This window comes from Ectopseudomonas composti, from assembly GCF_001567565.1.
GTDB classification, from domain to species: Bacteria; Pseudomonadota; Gammaproteobacteria; order Pseudomonadales; family Pseudomonadaceae; genus Aquipseudomonas; species Aquipseudomonas composti_A.
Genome location: NZ_LSSW01000020.1, coordinates 150,473 through 165,031, shown reverse-complemented (window position 1 = coordinate 165,031; position 14,559 = coordinate 150,473). Strand labels below are relative to the sequence as shown.

General features: G+C 64.9%; 14 protein-coding genes. 9 read left to right on the top strand and 5 right to left on the bottom strand.

Features of this window, described 5'->3' with window-relative positions; genetic code table 11:
- Nucleotides 1–93: 93 nt before the first annotated feature.
- The 6 genes from tkt to fba all read left to right on the top strand — a co-directional run bounded on the left by tkt (nucleotide 94) and on the right by fba (nucleotide 6,244).
- Nucleotides 94–2,094 carry a transketolase gene (gene tkt / locus PCLY_RS06735; RefSeq protein WP_061238517.1) on the top strand — a complete coding sequence of 667 codons (2,001 nt, stop codon included), beginning with the start codon at nucleotides 94–96 and terminating at the stop codon, nucleotides 2,092–2,094.
- Nucleotides 2,095–2,198: 104 nt separating this feature from the next.
- Entirely contained in the window at nucleotides 2,199–3,254 is a 1,056-nt protein-coding gene (epd, locus tag PCLY_RS06730) for an erythrose-4-phosphate dehydrogenase (protein WP_061238516.1), read from the top strand.
- A gap of 12 nt (nucleotides 3,255–3,266) precedes the next feature.
- Nucleotides 3,267–4,427, top strand: a complete 1,161-nt coding sequence (locus PCLY_RS06725) for a phosphoglycerate kinase (RefSeq protein ID WP_061238515.1) — start codon at nucleotides 3,267–3,269, stop codon at nucleotides 4,425–4,427.
- Between the two features lie 104 nt (nucleotides 4,428–4,531).
- Nucleotides 4,532–4,717 (top strand): hypothetical protein, encoded by a 186-nt coding sequence (locus PCLY_RS06720; protein ID WP_061238514.1) that lies wholly within the window; start codon nucleotides 4,532–4,534, stop codon nucleotides 4,715–4,717.
- Nucleotides 4,718–4,729: 12 nt separating this feature from the next.
- Nucleotides 4,730–5,056, top strand: coding sequence for an MliC family protein (locus PCLY_RS06715; RefSeq protein WP_061238513.1), 327 nt, complete (start codon nucleotides 4,730–4,732; stop codon nucleotides 5,054–5,056).
- 123 nt (nucleotides 5,057–5,179) lie between these two features.
- Complete coding sequence (fba, locus tag PCLY_RS06710) at nucleotides 5,180–6,244, top strand: class II fructose-bisphosphate aldolase (protein ID WP_061238512.1); 1,065 nt, start codon at nucleotides 5,180–5,182, stop codon at nucleotides 6,242–6,244.
- A 79-nt stretch (nucleotides 6,245–6,323) separates the two neighbouring features.
- Here the strand turns inward: fba and PCLY_RS06705 are convergent, their stop codons facing one another.
- A complete protein-coding gene (locus tag PCLY_RS06705) occupies nucleotides 6,324–7,007 on the bottom strand; it encodes a polysaccharide lyase family 7 protein (RefSeq protein WP_061238511.1) in 684 nt (227 codons plus the stop codon).
- A 359-nt stretch (nucleotides 7,008–7,366) separates the two neighbouring features.
- Between PCLY_RS06705 and PCLY_RS06700 the strand changes: the two genes are divergently transcribed.
- The 3 genes from PCLY_RS06700 to PCLY_RS06690 are packed head-to-tail and all read left to right on the top strand — an operon-like array spanning nucleotide 7,367 to nucleotide 9,497.
- Complete coding sequence (locus PCLY_RS06700) at nucleotides 7,367–7,843, top strand: hypothetical protein (protein ID WP_061238510.1); 477 nt, start codon at nucleotides 7,367–7,369, stop codon at nucleotides 7,841–7,843.
- A 13-nt stretch (nucleotides 7,844–7,856) separates the two neighbouring features.
- Nucleotides 7,857–8,957: a PQQ-dependent sugar dehydrogenase gene (locus PCLY_RS06695; RefSeq protein WP_061238509.1), complete on the top strand. Its 1,101-nt coding sequence runs from the start codon at nucleotides 7,857–7,859 to the stop codon at nucleotides 8,955–8,957.
- Between the two features lie 39 nt (nucleotides 8,958–8,996).
- Complete coding sequence (locus PCLY_RS06690) at nucleotides 8,997–9,497, top strand: YgjP-like metallopeptidase domain-containing protein (RefSeq protein ID WP_197432154.1); 501 nt, start codon at nucleotides 8,997–8,999, stop codon at nucleotides 9,495–9,497.
- A gap of 42 nt (nucleotides 9,498–9,539) precedes the next feature.
- On the opposite strand, the gene PCLY_RS06685 is transcribed toward PCLY_RS06690, so the two are convergent.
- Genes PCLY_RS06685 through yccS form a run of 4 tightly spaced genes read right to left on the bottom strand, consistent with a single transcriptional unit; the run spans nucleotide 9,540 to nucleotide 14,395 of the window.
- Entirely contained in the window at nucleotides 9,540–9,773 is a 234-nt protein-coding gene (locus PCLY_RS06685; RefSeq protein WP_061238507.1) for a DUF2789 domain-containing protein, read from the bottom strand.
- 60 nt (nucleotides 9,774–9,833) lie between these two features.
- On the bottom strand, nucleotides 9,834–10,316 hold the full coding sequence (locus tag PCLY_RS06680; protein WP_061238506.1) for a GreA/GreB family elongation factor: 483 nt from the start codon (nucleotides 10,314–10,316) through the stop codon (nucleotides 9,834–9,836).
- Nucleotides 10,317–10,360: 44 nt separating this feature from the next.
- Nucleotides 10,361–12,166 carry a diguanylate cyclase gene (locus PCLY_RS06675; RefSeq protein WP_061238505.1) on the bottom strand — a complete coding sequence of 602 codons (1,806 nt, stop codon included), beginning with the start codon at nucleotides 12,164–12,166 and terminating at the stop codon, nucleotides 10,361–10,363.
- Between the two features lie 57 nt (nucleotides 12,167–12,223).
- Nucleotides 12,224–14,395, bottom strand: a complete 2,172-nt coding sequence (gene yccS, locus PCLY_RS06670; RefSeq protein ID WP_061238504.1) for a YccS family putative transporter — start codon at nucleotides 14,393–14,395, stop codon at nucleotides 12,224–12,226.
- Nucleotides 14,396–14,559 lie beyond the last annotated feature (164 nt).

Here is a 14,559-nt window from a genome sequence, read left to right as displayed (position 1 = left end):
ATCTGTCATTGCCCCACGGGGCCCGGCTGGGCGAAAATGGCACCCTTTTTTCGCCCCCTTCATTCAGAAGCAGCCCCCGTAGGAGATTCAGCGATGCCCAGCCGTCGTGAGCGAGCCAATGCCATTCGTGCCCTCAGCATGGATGCTGTGCAGAAAGCCAACAGCGGCCACCCCGGTGCCCCCATGGGCATGGCGGACATCGCCGAAGTGCTGTGGCGCGACTTCCTCAAGCACAACCCGAGCAATCCGAACTTCGCCGATCGTGACCGCTTCGTGCTGTCCAACGGCCATGGTTCGATGCTGATCTACTCGCTGCTGCACCTGACCGGCTACGACCTGTCGATCGACGATCTGCAGAACTTCCGTCAGCTGCACAGCAAGACCCCGGGCCACCCGGAGTACGGCTACACCCCGGGCGTGGAAACCACCACCGGCCCGCTCGGCCAGGGCATCGCCAACGCCGTCGGTTTTGCCATCGCCGAAAAGGTGCTGGGCGCGCAGTTCAACCGTGAAGGCCACGCTATCGTCGACCACAACACCTACGTGTTCCTCGGTGACGGCTGCATGATGGAAGGCATCAGCCATGAAGTCTGCTCGCTGGCCGGCACTCTGGGCCTGGGCAAGCTGGTCGCCTTCTACGACGACAACGGCATCTCCATCGACGGCGAGGTCGAGGGCTGGTTCACCGATGACACGCCGAAGCGCTTCGAAGCCTACGGCTGGCAGGTGATCCGCAACGTCGACGGCCATGATGCCGAAGAGATCAAGATGGCCATCGAGACCGCGCGCAAGAGCGTGGATCAGCCGACCCTGATCTGCTGCAAGACCACCATCGGCTTCGGTTCGCCGAACAAGCAGGGCAAGGAAGAGTGTCACGGCGCGCCGCTGGGCAATGACGAGATCGCCCTGACCCGCGCCGCCCTGGGCTGGAACCATGGCCCGTTCGAAATCCCCGCCGAGATCTACGCCGAGTGGGACGCCAAGGCCGCCGGCGCTGCCGCCGAAGCCGCCTGGAACGACAAGTTCGCTGCCTACGCCGCCGCTTTCCCTGAGCTGGCTGCCGAGTTCAAGCGCCGCATTGCCGGTGAGCTGCCGGCCGATTTCGCCGAGAAAGCCGCCGCCTACATCAAGGACGTCGCCGAGAAAGGCGAAACCATCGCCAGCCGCAAGGCCAGCCAGAATGCGCTGAATGCCTTCGGCCCGCTGCTGCCGGAGTTCCTCGGCGGTTCCGCCGACCTGGCCGGCTCCAACCTGACCCTGTGGAAGGGCTGCAAGGGTGTGTCTGCCGAAGACGCTTCCGGCAACTATATGTTCTACGGCGTGCGCGAATTCGGCATGAGCGCGATCATGAACGGTATCGCCCTGCACGGCGGCTTCGTGCCTTACGGTGCGACCTTCCTGATCTTCATGGAATACGCGCGCAACGCCGTGCGCATGTCCGCGCTGATGAAGAAACGCGTGCTGTACGTGTTCACCCACGACTCCATCGGCCTGGGCGAAGACGGCCCGACTCACCAGCCGATCGAGCAGCTGGCCAGCCTGCGTGGCACGCCGAACCTCGACACCTGGCGCCCGGCCGATGCCGTGGAATCCGCCGTGGCCTGGAAATACGCCATCGAGCGCGCCGACGGCCCGAGCGCCCTGGTGTTCAGCCGCCAGAACCTGCCGCACCAGTCGCGTGATGCCCAGCAGCTGGCTGACGTCGCGCGCGGCGGCTACGTGCTCAAGGACTGCGGCGGCGAGCCGGAGCTGATCCTGATCGCCACCGGTTCGGAAGTCGGCCTGGCCGTTGCCGCCTACGACAAGCTGACTGCCGCCGGTCGCAAGGTACGCGTGGTATCGATGCCGTCGACCAGCGTGTTCGACCAGCAGGACGCCGCCTACAAGCAGGACGTGCTGCCGCTGCAGGTCGGTGCGCGCATCGCCATCGAGGCCTCGCACGCCGATTACTGGTACAAGTACGTCGGTCTGGAAGGTCGCATCATCGGCATGACCAGCTTCGGCGAGTCGGCCCCGGCTCCGGCGCTGTTCGAGGAGTTTGGCTTCATCGTCGACAACGTGGTCGGCACCGCCGAAGAACTGCTCGACGCCTAAGCGAGAGCGACGCCGTAGGGCGGGTGACGCTGTTTTCACCCGCCGTTACACCGACGGTGGATCGATGAAGCGCGATCCACCCTACGGATCATACGAGACCGTCCATGTCCAACCGCCCTTATCGTGTCGCCCTCAACGGCTACGGCCGCATTGGCCGTTGCGTGCTGCGTGCGCTGCACGAGCGAGGCAATGCTGCGAGTCTGGAAATCGTCGCGCTGAACGATCTGGCCGACCAGGCCAGCATCGAATACCTGACCCGCTTCGACTCCACCCACGGGCGTTTTCCCGGCGAGGTGAAGGTCGATGGCGACTGCCTGCATATCAACGGCGACTGCGTGAAGGTCTTGCGCCAGAGCGAACCCGAGGGTATCGACTGGGCTGCGCTGGACATCGATCTGTTGCTGGAATGCTCGGGGCAGTACGTGACCCGTGACCAGGCGCAGCGTTTCATCGACGCTGGTGCGCCGCGCGTGCTGCTGTCGCAGCCGATGGCCAGCGAGGCGGATATCGACGCCACCATCGTCTATGGCGTCAATCAGGATGGCCTGACGGGCAGCGAGCGCCTGGTGTCGAATGCGTCCTGTACCACCAACTGCGGCGTGCCGCTGTTGAAACTTCTCGATGAGGTGGTGGGTCTGGAGTACGTCTCCATTACCACCATCCACTCGGCGATGAACGACCAACCCGTGATCGATGCCTACCACCACGAAGACCTGCGCCGCACGCGCTCGGCCTTCCAGTCGGTGATCCCGGTGTCCACCGGCCTGGCGCGTGGTATCGAGCGCCTGCTGCCGGAGTTGGCCGGGCGTATTCAGGCCAAGGCCATTCGCGTACCGACGGTGAACGTCTCCTGCCTGGACATCACCCTGCAGACCGCGCGCGACACCTCTGCCGAGGAAATCAATCGCGTGCTGCGACAGGCGGCGCGCAGCGGCCCGCTCAAGGGGCTGCTGGCGTATACCGAGCTGCCGCACGCCAGCTGCGACTTCAACCATGATCCGCACTCGGCCATCGTCGACGGTAGCCAGACCCGCGTGTCCGGCCCGCGCCTGGTCAACCTGCTGGCCTGGTTCGACAACGAGTGGGGGTTCGCCAACCGCATGCTCGATGTCGCCGAACATTTTCTCCTGCAAGCCAATAAAGCCAATCCTGCTCCGTGAAGGACTGAATCTATGACCGTTCTGAAGATGACCGAACTCGACCTCGCTGGTAAGCGCGTGCTGATCCGCGAAGACCTCAACGTCCCGGTGAAAGATGGCGTGGTCAAGAGCGACGCGCGCATCCTCGCCTCCCTGCCGACCATCAAGCTGGCGCTGGAGAAGGGCGCAGCCGTGCTGGTCTGCTCGCACCTGGGCCGCCCGGAAGAGGGCGTCTACAGCGAGGAAGACAGCCTGGCGCCGGTCGCGGCCTACCTGAGCAAGGCGCTCGGTCGTGACGTGCCGCTGGTCAAGGACTACCTCGGCGGTGTCGAGGTCAAGGCCGGCGAGCTGGTGCTGCTGGAGAACGTACGCTTCAACAAGGGCGAGAAGAAGAACAGCGATGAGCTGGCCCAGCAGTACGCCGCCCTGTGCGACGTGTTCGTGATGGACGCCTTCGGCACCGCCCACCGCGCCCAGGGTTCGACCCATGGCGTGGCCAAGTTCGCCAAGGTGGCCTGCGCCGGCCCGCTGCTGGCCGCCGAGCTGGATGCCCTGGGTAAGGCTCTGGACAAGCCGGCCCGGCCGATGCTGGCCATCGTCGCCGGCTCCAAGGTGTCGACCAAGCTCGACGTGCTCAACTCCCTGGCCGATATCTGCGACTCGCTGATCGTCGGTGGCGGTATCGCCAACACCTTCCTCGCCGCTGCTGGCCTGCCGGTGGGCAAGTCGCTGTACGAGGCCGATCTGGTCGACACCGCCAAGGCCATCGCGGCCAAGGTCAGCGTGCCGCTGCCGGTCGACGTGGTAGTGGCCAAGGCTTTCGCCGAAGACGCCGAAGCCACCGTCAAGGCGGTCAAGGACGTGGCCGAGGACGACATGATCCTCGACATCGGCCCGCAGACCGCCAAGCAGTTCGCCGAGATGCTCAAGGCTTCGCAGACCGTCCTGTGGAACGGCCCGGTCGGGGTGTTCGAGTTCGATCAGTTCGGTAACGGCACCAAGGCCCTGGCCCTGGCCATCGCCGAAAGCCCGGCGTTCTCCATCGCCGGTGGTGGCGATACCCTGGCGGCCATCGACAAGTACGGCGTAGCCGACAAGATTTCCTACATTTCCACCGGTGGTGGTGCCTTCCTCGAGTTCGTCGAGGGCAAGGTGCTGCCGGCCGTGGAAGTGCTGGAGCAGCGCGCCAAGTAAAGGCCTGCTAGGGTGAAGCGACTCACCCTGCGCCCTGGCTGATTAAACCCTGACGCGAACGGGTGGTCTGTAGAAAACCGGATCATCGAACAAGGAGTCGTGTCATGGACAAGTTAGCCGCCTTGAGCGTCATTGGTATGTTGCTGGCCGGTTGTGCCAGCGGTGGTCGGGAGGCCGCCTGCGAGGTATTCAGCCCTGCGCAGATCGAAACCCCGACCACTCAGGATGATCAACGTGTTGATGAAAGTACTGGCCAGTCCGCTGGCCCAGCGCCGGAACAGCGTTGCTGACGAGGAGAAACAATGATCGGGATCAGACTCGCGGGGCTCGCTGCTAGCGCTCTGTTGCTTGCGGCCTGCAGCAGTCAGCCGCAGGTGTCGGATCAGTGGAATCGCTGGGTGTGCGACAGCCAGGCCGAGGTGTTGTGGCGTTTTGCCAATGGCAGCGCCGACCAGGTGGATGTGCGCCTGGGTGGCGATGACATCGTCCACCGCCTGACCCAGGAACCTGCTGCATCCGGCGCGCTGTACAGCGACGGGCGCCTGTCCTTCCACACCAAGGGTGAGGAAGGGCTGGTCTACTGGACCGCCACCGATGACCTGATCGGCCGCGGCTGCAAGGCTCCGTAACACCTTCGGCGATGCCGAGACGAGCTGTGGGCGCAGGCCCCGGCTCGACGAAACTTGAACAACGTCGGCCCCTGCGGCAGGCTTGCACGACTAACGAACTCCAAATTGGGAGACAGTGACACCATGGCACTTATCAGCATGCGCCAGATGCTCGACCACGCCGCCGAATTCGGCTACGGCGTGCCGGCCTTCAACGTCAACAACCTCGAGCAGATGCGCGCCATCATGGAAGCCGCCGACAAGACCGATTCGCCGGTCATCGTCCAGGCCTCCGCTGGTGCCCGCAAATACGCCGGTGCGCCGTTCCTGCGCCACCTGATCCTGGCTGCCATCGAAGAATTCCCGCACATCCCGGTGTGCATGCACCAGGACCACGGCACCAGCCCTGACGTCTGCCAGCGCTCCATCCAGCTGGGGTTCTCCTCGGTGATGATGGACGGCTCGCTCAAGGAAGACGGCAAGACCCCGGCCGACTACGACTACAACGTTCGCGTGACCCAGCAGACCGTGGCCTTCGCCCACGCTTGTGGTGTTTCCGTCGAAGGCGAACTGGGTTGCCTGGGCAGCCTGGAAACCGGTATGGCCGGTGAAGAAGACGGCGTTGGCGCCGAAGGTGTGCTGGACCACAGCCAGCTGCTGACCGACCCGGAAGAAGCCGCTGCCTTCGTCAAGGCTACCCAGGTCGATGCCCTGGCCATCGCCATCGGCACCAGCCACGGCGCCTACAAGTTCACCAAGCCGCCAACCGGCGACGTGCTCTCCATCGAGCGCATCAAGGAAATCCACAAGCGCATCCCCAACACCCACCTGGTGATGCACGGTTCTTCCTCCGTTCCGCAGGAATGGCTGAAGGTGATCAACGAATTCGGCGGCGACATCAAGGAAACCTACGGTGTGCCGGTCGAGGAAATCGTCGAAGGCATCAAGCACGGCGTGCGCAAGGTCAACATCGACACCGACCTGCGCCTGGCCTCTACCGGCGCGATCCGTCGCATGATGGCCGAGCACCCGAGCGAGTTCGACCCGCGCAAGTTCTTCGCCAAGACCATCGTCGCCATGCGTGACATCTGCATCGCGCGCTACGAAGCCTTCGGCACTGCCGGTAACGCCTCGAAGATCAAGCCGGTGTCCCTGGAAGGTATGTTCCAGCGCTACGCCAGCGGCGAGCTCAACTCCAAGGTCAACTGATCCGCGGCGGGCGCAGGCGCTCAGCCGAAAGCCGCGACTGCGCAAGCGTCGCGGCTTTTTCATGCCTGGCGTTCGGGGCTCAGGGCGCTGTGCTGAGTAGCGCGCGATGTTCGATGCTCAACTGGTCGAAACGGGCGGCGCCGGCTTCGGTTTCGTAGCCGGTGTTGTCCTGGGTGTAGACGCCGGCCTTGAAGTACAGCGGCTTTGCCGCCCAGGAGGAATCCAGGCGGGTGCTCCAGCGGGTCCTGTCGAGGTCGATCACCAGGGTGCCGTCGGGCTTGAGGTTGATCGCATAGCTGAACGCCTGACCGAGCACGATGCCGCTGACTACGGTGATCGTCTGAATCGCGGCGGTCGGTGTCATGCGCACCTTGGCGACGATGTTGCCGCTGGCAGTCTTGGTCTTGTACTGGTACTCCAGCTTGAGTAGCGGCATCGAGCTCTGGTAGGCGTGGATCTGGCCAATGACGATCTTGCCGGTCGAGGGCACCTGGTTGACGCTGAGGGCGGCGCGCAGGAAATGATCGGCGCCCGGATAGGTCCAGTTACGCAGGCGACCATCGGAATAGGTCTCACGCAGCTCGCAACGTGGGTACTTGGCGCTCTCGGTGGTGGTGCCATTGACCGGCGCCCAGAAGAAGATGGCGCCATCCTTGGACTGGAAGTAGTGGTCCTGATAGCCACCAGCCAGAACTCGGGTTTCGATGGTGGTCGCGGGGACGCCGACCGGGATGCTGAGGTTCCACATGGCGAGTTCGATCATGTTCAAAGCTCCTGAAAGACGGAAACTTCTGTCGGGGCGCATCTCATCCAGGAGTCAGTAACGGCTTACTTGGCGTTCCGGCCAGTGACGCGCGAGCGAGAAGGTGGCTGTCACGAGCGGTGGGTGTGCTCGTGGCGCGCTCTATAGCGGCAGTCTGGGTGAAAGCCTGATAACCGTCCGTCGCCTTATTGGCGCCAATATAAAGTCATTGTCATTGGCGTTTTCGCTCCACTGCGCAGTCCTGGCTGGCGCGGCTGGTGCGCCGTCCGTCACAGGTAAAACCCTGTAAAACACCTGGGGCATAACGGCCGGTGGGGTGCGCCATAATTCGTGCACTGTCGTTCCGGGAACTGCCCCCCATGTCCAGCAAGCCACGTCTGTTGCTCGCTTTCCTTCTTGCCGTGTTGCTGGCCTCGCTGCTTGCCTCGATCTTCCAGACCCAGACCAACCTCGCCGCGCTGCAGGCGCTCGGCGCGCCGATGCCGCTGGATGTGCGCGTCGGCACCACCTGTCTCGATCTACTTGGCTTCGCCCCGACCTTCGCTCTGCTCAGTGCCTTGGGGTTTCTCATCGCCCTGCCGCTGGCTAACTGGCTGGCGCGGCGCATGCCGCCGCTGCGGTGGCTGATATTCGTGCTGGCCGGCGCTGCAGCCATCTGGACGGCACTGGCCCTGGCCAATGCGTTGGCGCCGATGCCGACCCTGATCGCTGCCGACCGCGACCCTTTCGGCACGCTCGGGCTGATGGCCTGTGGCAGCGTTGGTGCGCTGTTGTTCGGCCTGCTCGGCCGACGAGTGCGCTACCGGGTGCAGCCGACTTCTTCCGACTCCCTGTGACAAGGCGCTATCCATGTTGAGATGCTCTCGCGCGCTGCTGCTCGGCGCCCTGTTGGTCAGCACGCCGCTACTGGCCCTGGACTACCGTGTCGAAACCCTCAGCGAGGGGCTGGAGAATCCCTGGGCGCTGGCCTTCCTGCCCGACGGGCGCATGCTGGTCACCGAGCGTGTCGGGCGTTTGCGTATCGTCGAAGCCGATGGCCGTGTCGACCCCGAACCGGTGGCGGGCCTGCCCGAAGCGTTCATCGCTGCCCAGGCCGGGCTGATGGAGGTGGCCCTGGACCCGGACTACAGTGAAAACCGCTGGCTGTATCTGACCTATGCGCACGGCTCGCCGGAGGCCAACAACACCCGTCTGGCCCGGGCACGCCTGGTGGATGACGAGCTGCGTGACTTCGAGGTGTTGTTCACCGCCCAGCCGCTCAAGGCCGGGGCCGCGCATTACGGTGGACGTATCGCCTTTCTCGCCGACAAGACCCTGGTGCTGACCCTGGGCGACGGTTTCGATTGGCGTGAGCAGGCGCAGAACCCCGCCAACCACCTGGGCAAGATCGTGCGCCTCAACCGTGATGGCAGCGTGCCGCAGGACAACCCGCTGGTCGGCCAGCAAGGCGCTGCGCCGGAGATCTACAGCCTCGGCCATCGCAACGTGCAGGGCATCTTCTTCGATGCCGAGCACGAGCGCCTGTACAGCCACGAGCACGGGCCGCGCGGCGGGGACGAACTCAACCTGATCGAGGCCGGCAACAACTACGGCTGGCCGCTGGCAACCTTCGGCATCGACTACACCGGCGCGCGTATCAGCCCCTACACCGAGCTGCCGGGGCTGACCGCGCCGCTGCTGCACTGGACGCCGTCGGTGGCGCCGGCGAGCCTGACGCTGTATCGCGGCGAGCGCTTCCCTGACTGGCAGGGCGACCTGTTCGCGGCCACCCTGGCCGAGCGCAGCGTGCGACGCATCCGTGTGCGTGACGGCATGCTGGCGGGGGAGGAAATTCTCTTCGAAGAGGTGGGCGAGCGGATTCGCGATGTGCGCAGTGGGCCCGACGGCGCGCTCTATCTGCTCACCGATAACCCGCAGGGGCGCCTGTTACGCGTGGTGCCCAGCGAATAGCCTGGCATCCGTTACACTGGCGGTCCTGATGAAGACGGGATCTTAGTGTTGAAGTATCTACAGGGTTATCCGGTGGCCTTGCAGCAGCAGGTTCGTCAGCTGATCGCCGATGATCGGCTGGGCGACTACCTGGCGCAGCGCTATCCGGGCCGGCATGAGGTGCAGAGCGACAAGGCGCTTTACGGCTACGTGATGGCGCTCAAGCAGGAGCACCTGAAGAACGCGCCGGCCATCGACAAGGTGCTCTACGACAATCGCCTCGACCTCACGCACCGCGCACTGGGGCTGCACACGGCGATCTCGCGGGTGCAGGGCGGCAAGCTCAAGGCGAAGAAGGAGATTCGCGTCGCCTCGCTGTTTCGCGATGCGGCGCCGGCCTTTCTGCAGATGATCGTGGTGCACGAGCTGGCTCACCTGAAAGAGAGCGACCACAACAAGGCGTTCTACAAGCTGTGCGACCACATGCTGCCGGGCTATGCGCAGATCGAATTCGATCTGCGCATGTACCTGACCTGGCGCGAGATGACCGGCTCAGGCTGAATCGCGGGTGTGCGGCCTGGCCTCTGCGAGGCCTGGGACGTCCTAGCCGCGCAGGCGCACGTTGAGCTGGTCGACCACTTCCGCCCAGTCGGCATCCTCGAGAATTTCCTCGCGCAGGAAGGCGGCCTGTGCCGGGCTCCAGAAGGCGGCGTCGGCCAGCTTGCGATCATCGGCCAGCGGCGAGTGGCGCTTGATGAAGGTTTCGATGCTGGCGTGGTCATCGGCCAGGCCGAGTTGCTTGAACAGTGCGGGCAGGTCGTGAACGGGCGATTCCATGGGGCGCTCCCGGCTTGGGGTGTATAGATGTTTACCAACCATAGCCCGGATAGTTCCCGCTCACTCGACGCTGAGTACCTCGAACGACTGCGCGCCACTGGCCATCGGCAGGCTGATTTCATCGCCCGGGCCCTTGCCTAGCAAGGCGCGGCCCAGGGGCGCGGCGCTGCCGAGCACCTGAATCGTTTGCTCCGCCTGCTGCAACTTCATGCTCGCGCCCTGCGGGCCGAGGAACAGCCAGCGCGACTGGTCCTGTGCATCGATCACCTGAACCAGTGCACCCAGTTCGATGCCCTGGGCCTCGTCGAACGGCCGTGGACGCAACTGGCGCCAGGTGATCAGGGTTTGACGCAGCTCCTCGACGCGGCGCGCCTGGCCGCTGGCCAGATAGGCGGCCTCCAGCCCCAGGGTGTCGTACTTGTTCTCGGCGACGTTCTCTTCGTGGGTGGCCGTTTCGTGTGCGCTGAGGGCGGCGAGAGTGGCCTGTTCGAGGTCGGCCTGCAGATGGGCGAGCACGTCTTGCAGCAGCAGATTCTTGTCCATGGTGCGCTATCGGGTTCGAGGTGAGAGAGAGGCCGTGGCCCTCTTCAAAGAGAATGGGGCGCCAACTGCACGCGGTTGCGACCTTCGGCCTTGGCCCGGTACATGGCCACGTCGGCCAGGCGAATCAGCGTGGTGGCGTCATCGGTGCCGCGACTCAGGGCGATACCGATGCTGGCGCCGACTCGCACGGCACGATCTTCCAGATAGATCGGCGTGTCCAGCCCTTCCAGCAGGCGCTTGGCCAGGTCCTGGGCGTCTTCGGCCGATTGCACGTTCTCGCAGATCACCACGAATTCGTCGCCGCCGAGGCGCGCCGGCAGGTCGGCATCACGGATGTACTGGCGCAGGCGTCGGGCGATTTCCGCCAGTACCTGGTCGCCAAAGCCGTGGCCGTGCTGGTCGTTGATCGGCTTGAAGCCGTCCAGGTCGATCAGCATCACCGCGATCAGCTCGTTGCGTCGTTGGCTACGCGCCAGAGCCTGATCCAGATGCTGTTGCAGGGCGGTGCGATTGGCCAGGCCGGTCAGCGGGTCCTGTAGCGCCAGTTCACTGAGGCGCTGGTTGGCCTGCTCCAGTGCCAGGGTGCGCTCGGTGACGCGCTTGGCAAGGACCTGTTCATTGAGTTGCAGCGCCGCTTCGCGCTGGCGCTTGAGTTCGTTGAAGCGAGCCGCCAGGGCGAAGGACAGCAGGATCATCTCCAGCGCCGAGCCGATCTGCATGGCGTACAGGGTGAGGAAGTTCGACGGAATCAGGGCGAAGTTGCGCAGCGCCAGCAGCACCGCGCCGGTCAGCAGCATCAGCCAGGCCAGGGCGAACAGGCGCGCGCCGGGCACCCGGTAGCCGACGCAGACGAAGCTGGTGAGCAGCAGGGTCAGGGTGGCGATCAGGCCGGTCAGCGACATCAGCTGCAGTGCGCGCTGTACCGGCAGCAGTACGGTGCCCAGCAAGGCCGCAGCGATCGCGATGCACAGCATCAGCAGGCCTTTGTCCCAGCGCGGCAGCCATTGTCGGGTATCGAGGAAGCTGCGGGCGAACACCACCGAGAGCAGCGCCGCCGAGGTCAGGCTGACTGGCAGCATGCGGTTGCTCCAGGGCGCGGCCTCGGACCACAGGTACTGCGCGCCAAAACCGTTGAGCGACAGCACGCTGAGGGCGAAGGCAAACATGAACAGCACATAGTTGAGGAAGGGGCGTTCGCGCAGGGCGAGGAACAGCAGCAGGTTGTACAGACCGAGGGCGACCAGTACGCCGAAGTAGAGGGCGTGCACCAGATAGCCGTTCTGGCTGTGCTGCTCGAAATCGCGTGAAGGCATCAGCGCACCGCTGAGGGTCATGCTGCCGCGTGAGTCGACGCGCAGGTACAGCGTGCGCTGCTCGCCAGGTTGCAGGGTGATTTCGAATACCGGGTTGCGATGGCCGACGCTGCGTTCGGCGTAGGGCACGGTGTCGCCGCTGCGTGACTCGCGCACGCCATCGGCGCCGATGTCGTAGAGGCGCACTTCGTCGAGCGAGGCGTAGTTCAGCTCCAGGCGCCAGACGCGTTTTTCCTGGGCATCCGACTGCAGCGGCAGACGCAGCCAGATCGCGCCCGGCACGTAGCCGAAGCTGAGGTCGCGGCGCGTCAGCGAGGCGTGAAACGGGGCGTCGCCGGCGCGGACATCATCCAGGGTCAGGGTGCCTTGCGGGTCGGCGAGGAAATCGACCAGACCATAGAGGTCCTGCGGCCTGCTGTTGTCGTCCAGCTGGGTATTGGCGAGTGCCGATTGGCCGGTCAGCAGCAGGCAGCACACCAGCAGCAAGCCCGGCAATGCGGCCAGGTAGGCGAGGGCGGTGTGTCGGTTGGCTGGCATGGGCAAGGCCTGGTGAATAGGCATCGCCAGATAGTGGCAGAAAGCCCCGTTAGCCTGCTAGTGGCGATCTTTCTGCAGGTGTACGGCCAGTGTGCGCAATGGCGCGAGCTGGCGACAGATCAACGCCAACTGCGTCTGCACCAGCCGCTGGCGCTCGTCGACGTCGTCGGCGATCAGTTCCAGGCTCTGCGCCAGTGCTTCTTCCTCGTCGCTGTGAATGGCCAGCGGTTGTTCGCCGCGCAGGCCGGTGGCGATTTCGTCGAGGCTTCTGGCCAGTGCCTCGGCCTGTTCCAGCAGGTGCGCCTGAGCGGCCTGCGGCAGTTGTTCGCCACGGTGAGCGCCCAGTCCGGAGAGGTAGCTGAGCAGGGTGTGCGAAAGCACCAGGAAGCGGAAACCGAGGTCGGCGTCTTTACGGAAGTGTCCGGGCTCCATCAGCATGTTGCCGAGGGTGGTGGACAGCGCCGCATCGGCGTTGTGCGCATTGCGCCGGGCCAGGCGGTAGCCGAGGTCGTCACGCTTGCCGCGCGCATATTGGGCGATGATCTGGCGCAGGTAGGCGCTGTTGCAGCTCAGCGTGCTCGCCAGCATGCGGCCCAGGCGCCGGCCCTGCCAGTCCGGCAGGATCAGGAATACCGCCAGCCCGGCCAGCACACCGCCGATGAGGGTGTCGATCAGCCTTGGCAGGAACAGGCCGTAACCGTTGCCGATCTGGTTGAAGCAGAACAGCACCAGCAGGGTGATTGCCGCCGTGGCCAGGGTGTAGCGCGTGCTGCGCGTGGCGAAGAAGGCGACCCCGGCGACCACGGCGAACAGGGCCTGGATACGCGGGTCGGGGAACAGATCGAACAACGCCCAGCCGATACCCAGACCGAGCAGGGTGCCGGCGATACGCTGCACCAGCTTCAGGCGCGTGGCGCCGTAGTTCGGTTGGCAGACGAACAGGGTGGTCAGCAGGATCCAGTAGCCCTGGGTCGGGTGAATCAGGTGCAGCAGGCCGTAGCCGGCCGCCAGGGCGATGGACAGGCGCAGGGCATGGCGAAACAGCAGCGAGGTGGGGGTCAGCTGCTGGCCGATACGGTCGACCACCTCGCGCAATGAATGCGGTTCGCGATCGAGCAGGCTGCTGTCCTGTTCATCGGCCAGGGCATCGGGGTTGCTGGCGTTACCCAGCAGCAGGTCCAGGCTGGCCAGGTTGCCAGCCAGCGCGCCGAGCGAGCGCAGCAGACGGCGCCAGGCCGGATTGCTCTGCAGGTGCAGATGGTCGAGCGAGGCATGCAGGTCTTCCAGGGCCTGGCTGCACAGCTCGCGGTATTCGAATGGCTGGCGCAGCTCGATGGCGCTGCCCAGGCGCTGGCAGGCTTCGCCGTGCAGGCGCAGCAGACGCTGGCAGCGGAACAGTACGTCGCTGTGGAAGAAGGCTTCGGCCAGCTCGTTGTAGGGGTAGTGCGACGAGCTGGCGCGCTCGTGAATGTCCTGGGCGAGGAAATACAGCTTCAGGTAGCGATTGACCTTGGGCCCGGGACGCCCGCCGCCAACGCGATGCAGGATGATCTCCTTGGCCGCGTTCAGCGCGGAGACCACCCGCCCGTTCTGCTGGGCGAGGTCCAGACGGCGTTGCTCGATATCCAGTTGGCGCACGGGCTCGAACAAGGCCGCCTTGAGCTTGAGGTACTTGCCCAGCTCGCGAAACAGCCGGGCCAGGCTCTGTTGCACCGGCTGATGGGCGAACAGGCCGTGCCAGATCACCGACAGCAGGCCGTACCAGGCGGCGCCGGCCACCAGCAACAGGGGTTCCAGCCACAGGCCGGCGACACCGCCGCGCTGTTCGACGCCGATCATGCTGTACACGGCGAGGATCAGCGTGCCCGAACCGAGGGTGGCGAAGCGCTCGCCCAGGGAGCCGAGCATGGTCAGGGAAAAAGCGGAAAGCGCCAGGGCAATGACGAACAGCCAGGGATAGGGGAAGAGAAACTCCACCGCATAGGCCGCCGCGCTGAAGCACAGCAGGGTGACCAGCACGGTACCCAGGCGGCCCTGCCAGCTGTCGTCGGTCTCGGTCAGGGCGCAGGCGATGATGCCGAGAAACAGCGGAATCAGCCCATGCATCCAGCCCTGCCACCAGCACAGCGCCAGGGCGCCCGTCAGGGCGATGAGTACTCGCAGGCTGGCGCTGAATTTATCCAGTGCCCAGAGGCGGCGTAGCGATTGGCGAAGACGAGGGCGCGGCATACGAAATCTGATCTGGAGCGATGCGTGCAGCCTACCGGAACTGACCAGTCACTGGGTATCTGTCTGCCGGCAATCTGTTCGGCCTGGCACCTTTCGCGATTGCGTCGTCCGTATCGCGGATAGATACGCTCCTGCGGTTAGCAACTGCTGGTGGACCCGTAGCA

Bases quoted from the DNA above. Each gene is read 5' to 3' on its own strand.
- tkt (WP_061238517.1), top strand. From the start codon at position 94: ATGCCCAGCCGTCGTGAGCGAGCCAATGCCATTCGTGCCCTCAGCATG.
- epd (WP_061238516.1), top strand. From the start codon at position 2,199: ATGTCCAACCGCCCTTATCGTGTCGCCCTCAACGGCTACGGCCGCATT.
- PCLY_RS06725 (WP_061238515.1), top strand. From the start codon at position 3,267: ATGACCGTTCTGAAGATGACCGAACTCGACCTCGCTGGTAAGCGCGTG.
- PCLY_RS06720 (WP_061238514.1), top strand. From the start codon at position 4,532: ATGGACAAGTTAGCCGCCTTGAGCGTCATTGGTATGTTGCTGGCCGGT.
- PCLY_RS06715 (WP_061238513.1), top strand. From the start codon at position 4,730: ATGATCGGGATCAGACTCGCGGGGCTCGCTGCTAGCGCTCTGTTGCTT.
- fba (WP_061238512.1), top strand. From the start codon at position 5,180: ATGGCACTTATCAGCATGCGCCAGATGCTCGACCACGCCGCCGAATTC.
- PCLY_RS06705 (WP_061238511.1), bottom strand. From the start codon at position 7,007: ATGATCGAACTCGCCATGTGGAACCTCAGCATCCCGGTCGGCGTCCCC.
- PCLY_RS06700 (WP_061238510.1), top strand. From the start codon at position 7,367: ATGTCCAGCAAGCCACGTCTGTTGCTCGCTTTCCTTCTTGCCGTGTTG.
- PCLY_RS06695 (WP_061238509.1), top strand. From the start codon at position 7,857: ATGTTGAGATGCTCTCGCGCGCTGCTGCTCGGCGCCCTGTTGGTCAGC.
- PCLY_RS06685 (WP_061238507.1), bottom strand. From the start codon at position 9,773: ATGGAATCGCCCGTTCACGACCTGCCCGCACTGTTCAAGCAACTCGGC.
- PCLY_RS06680 (WP_061238506.1), bottom strand. From the start codon at position 10,316: ATGGACAAGAATCTGCTGCTGCAAGACGTGCTCGCCCATCTGCAGGCC.
- PCLY_RS06675 (WP_061238505.1), bottom strand. From the start codon at position 12,166: ATGCCAGCCAACCGACACACCGCCCTCGCCTACCTGGCCGCATTGCCG.
- yccS (WP_061238504.1), bottom strand. From the start codon at position 14,395: ATGCCGCGCCCTCGTCTTCGCCAATCGCTACGCCGCCTCTGGGCACTG.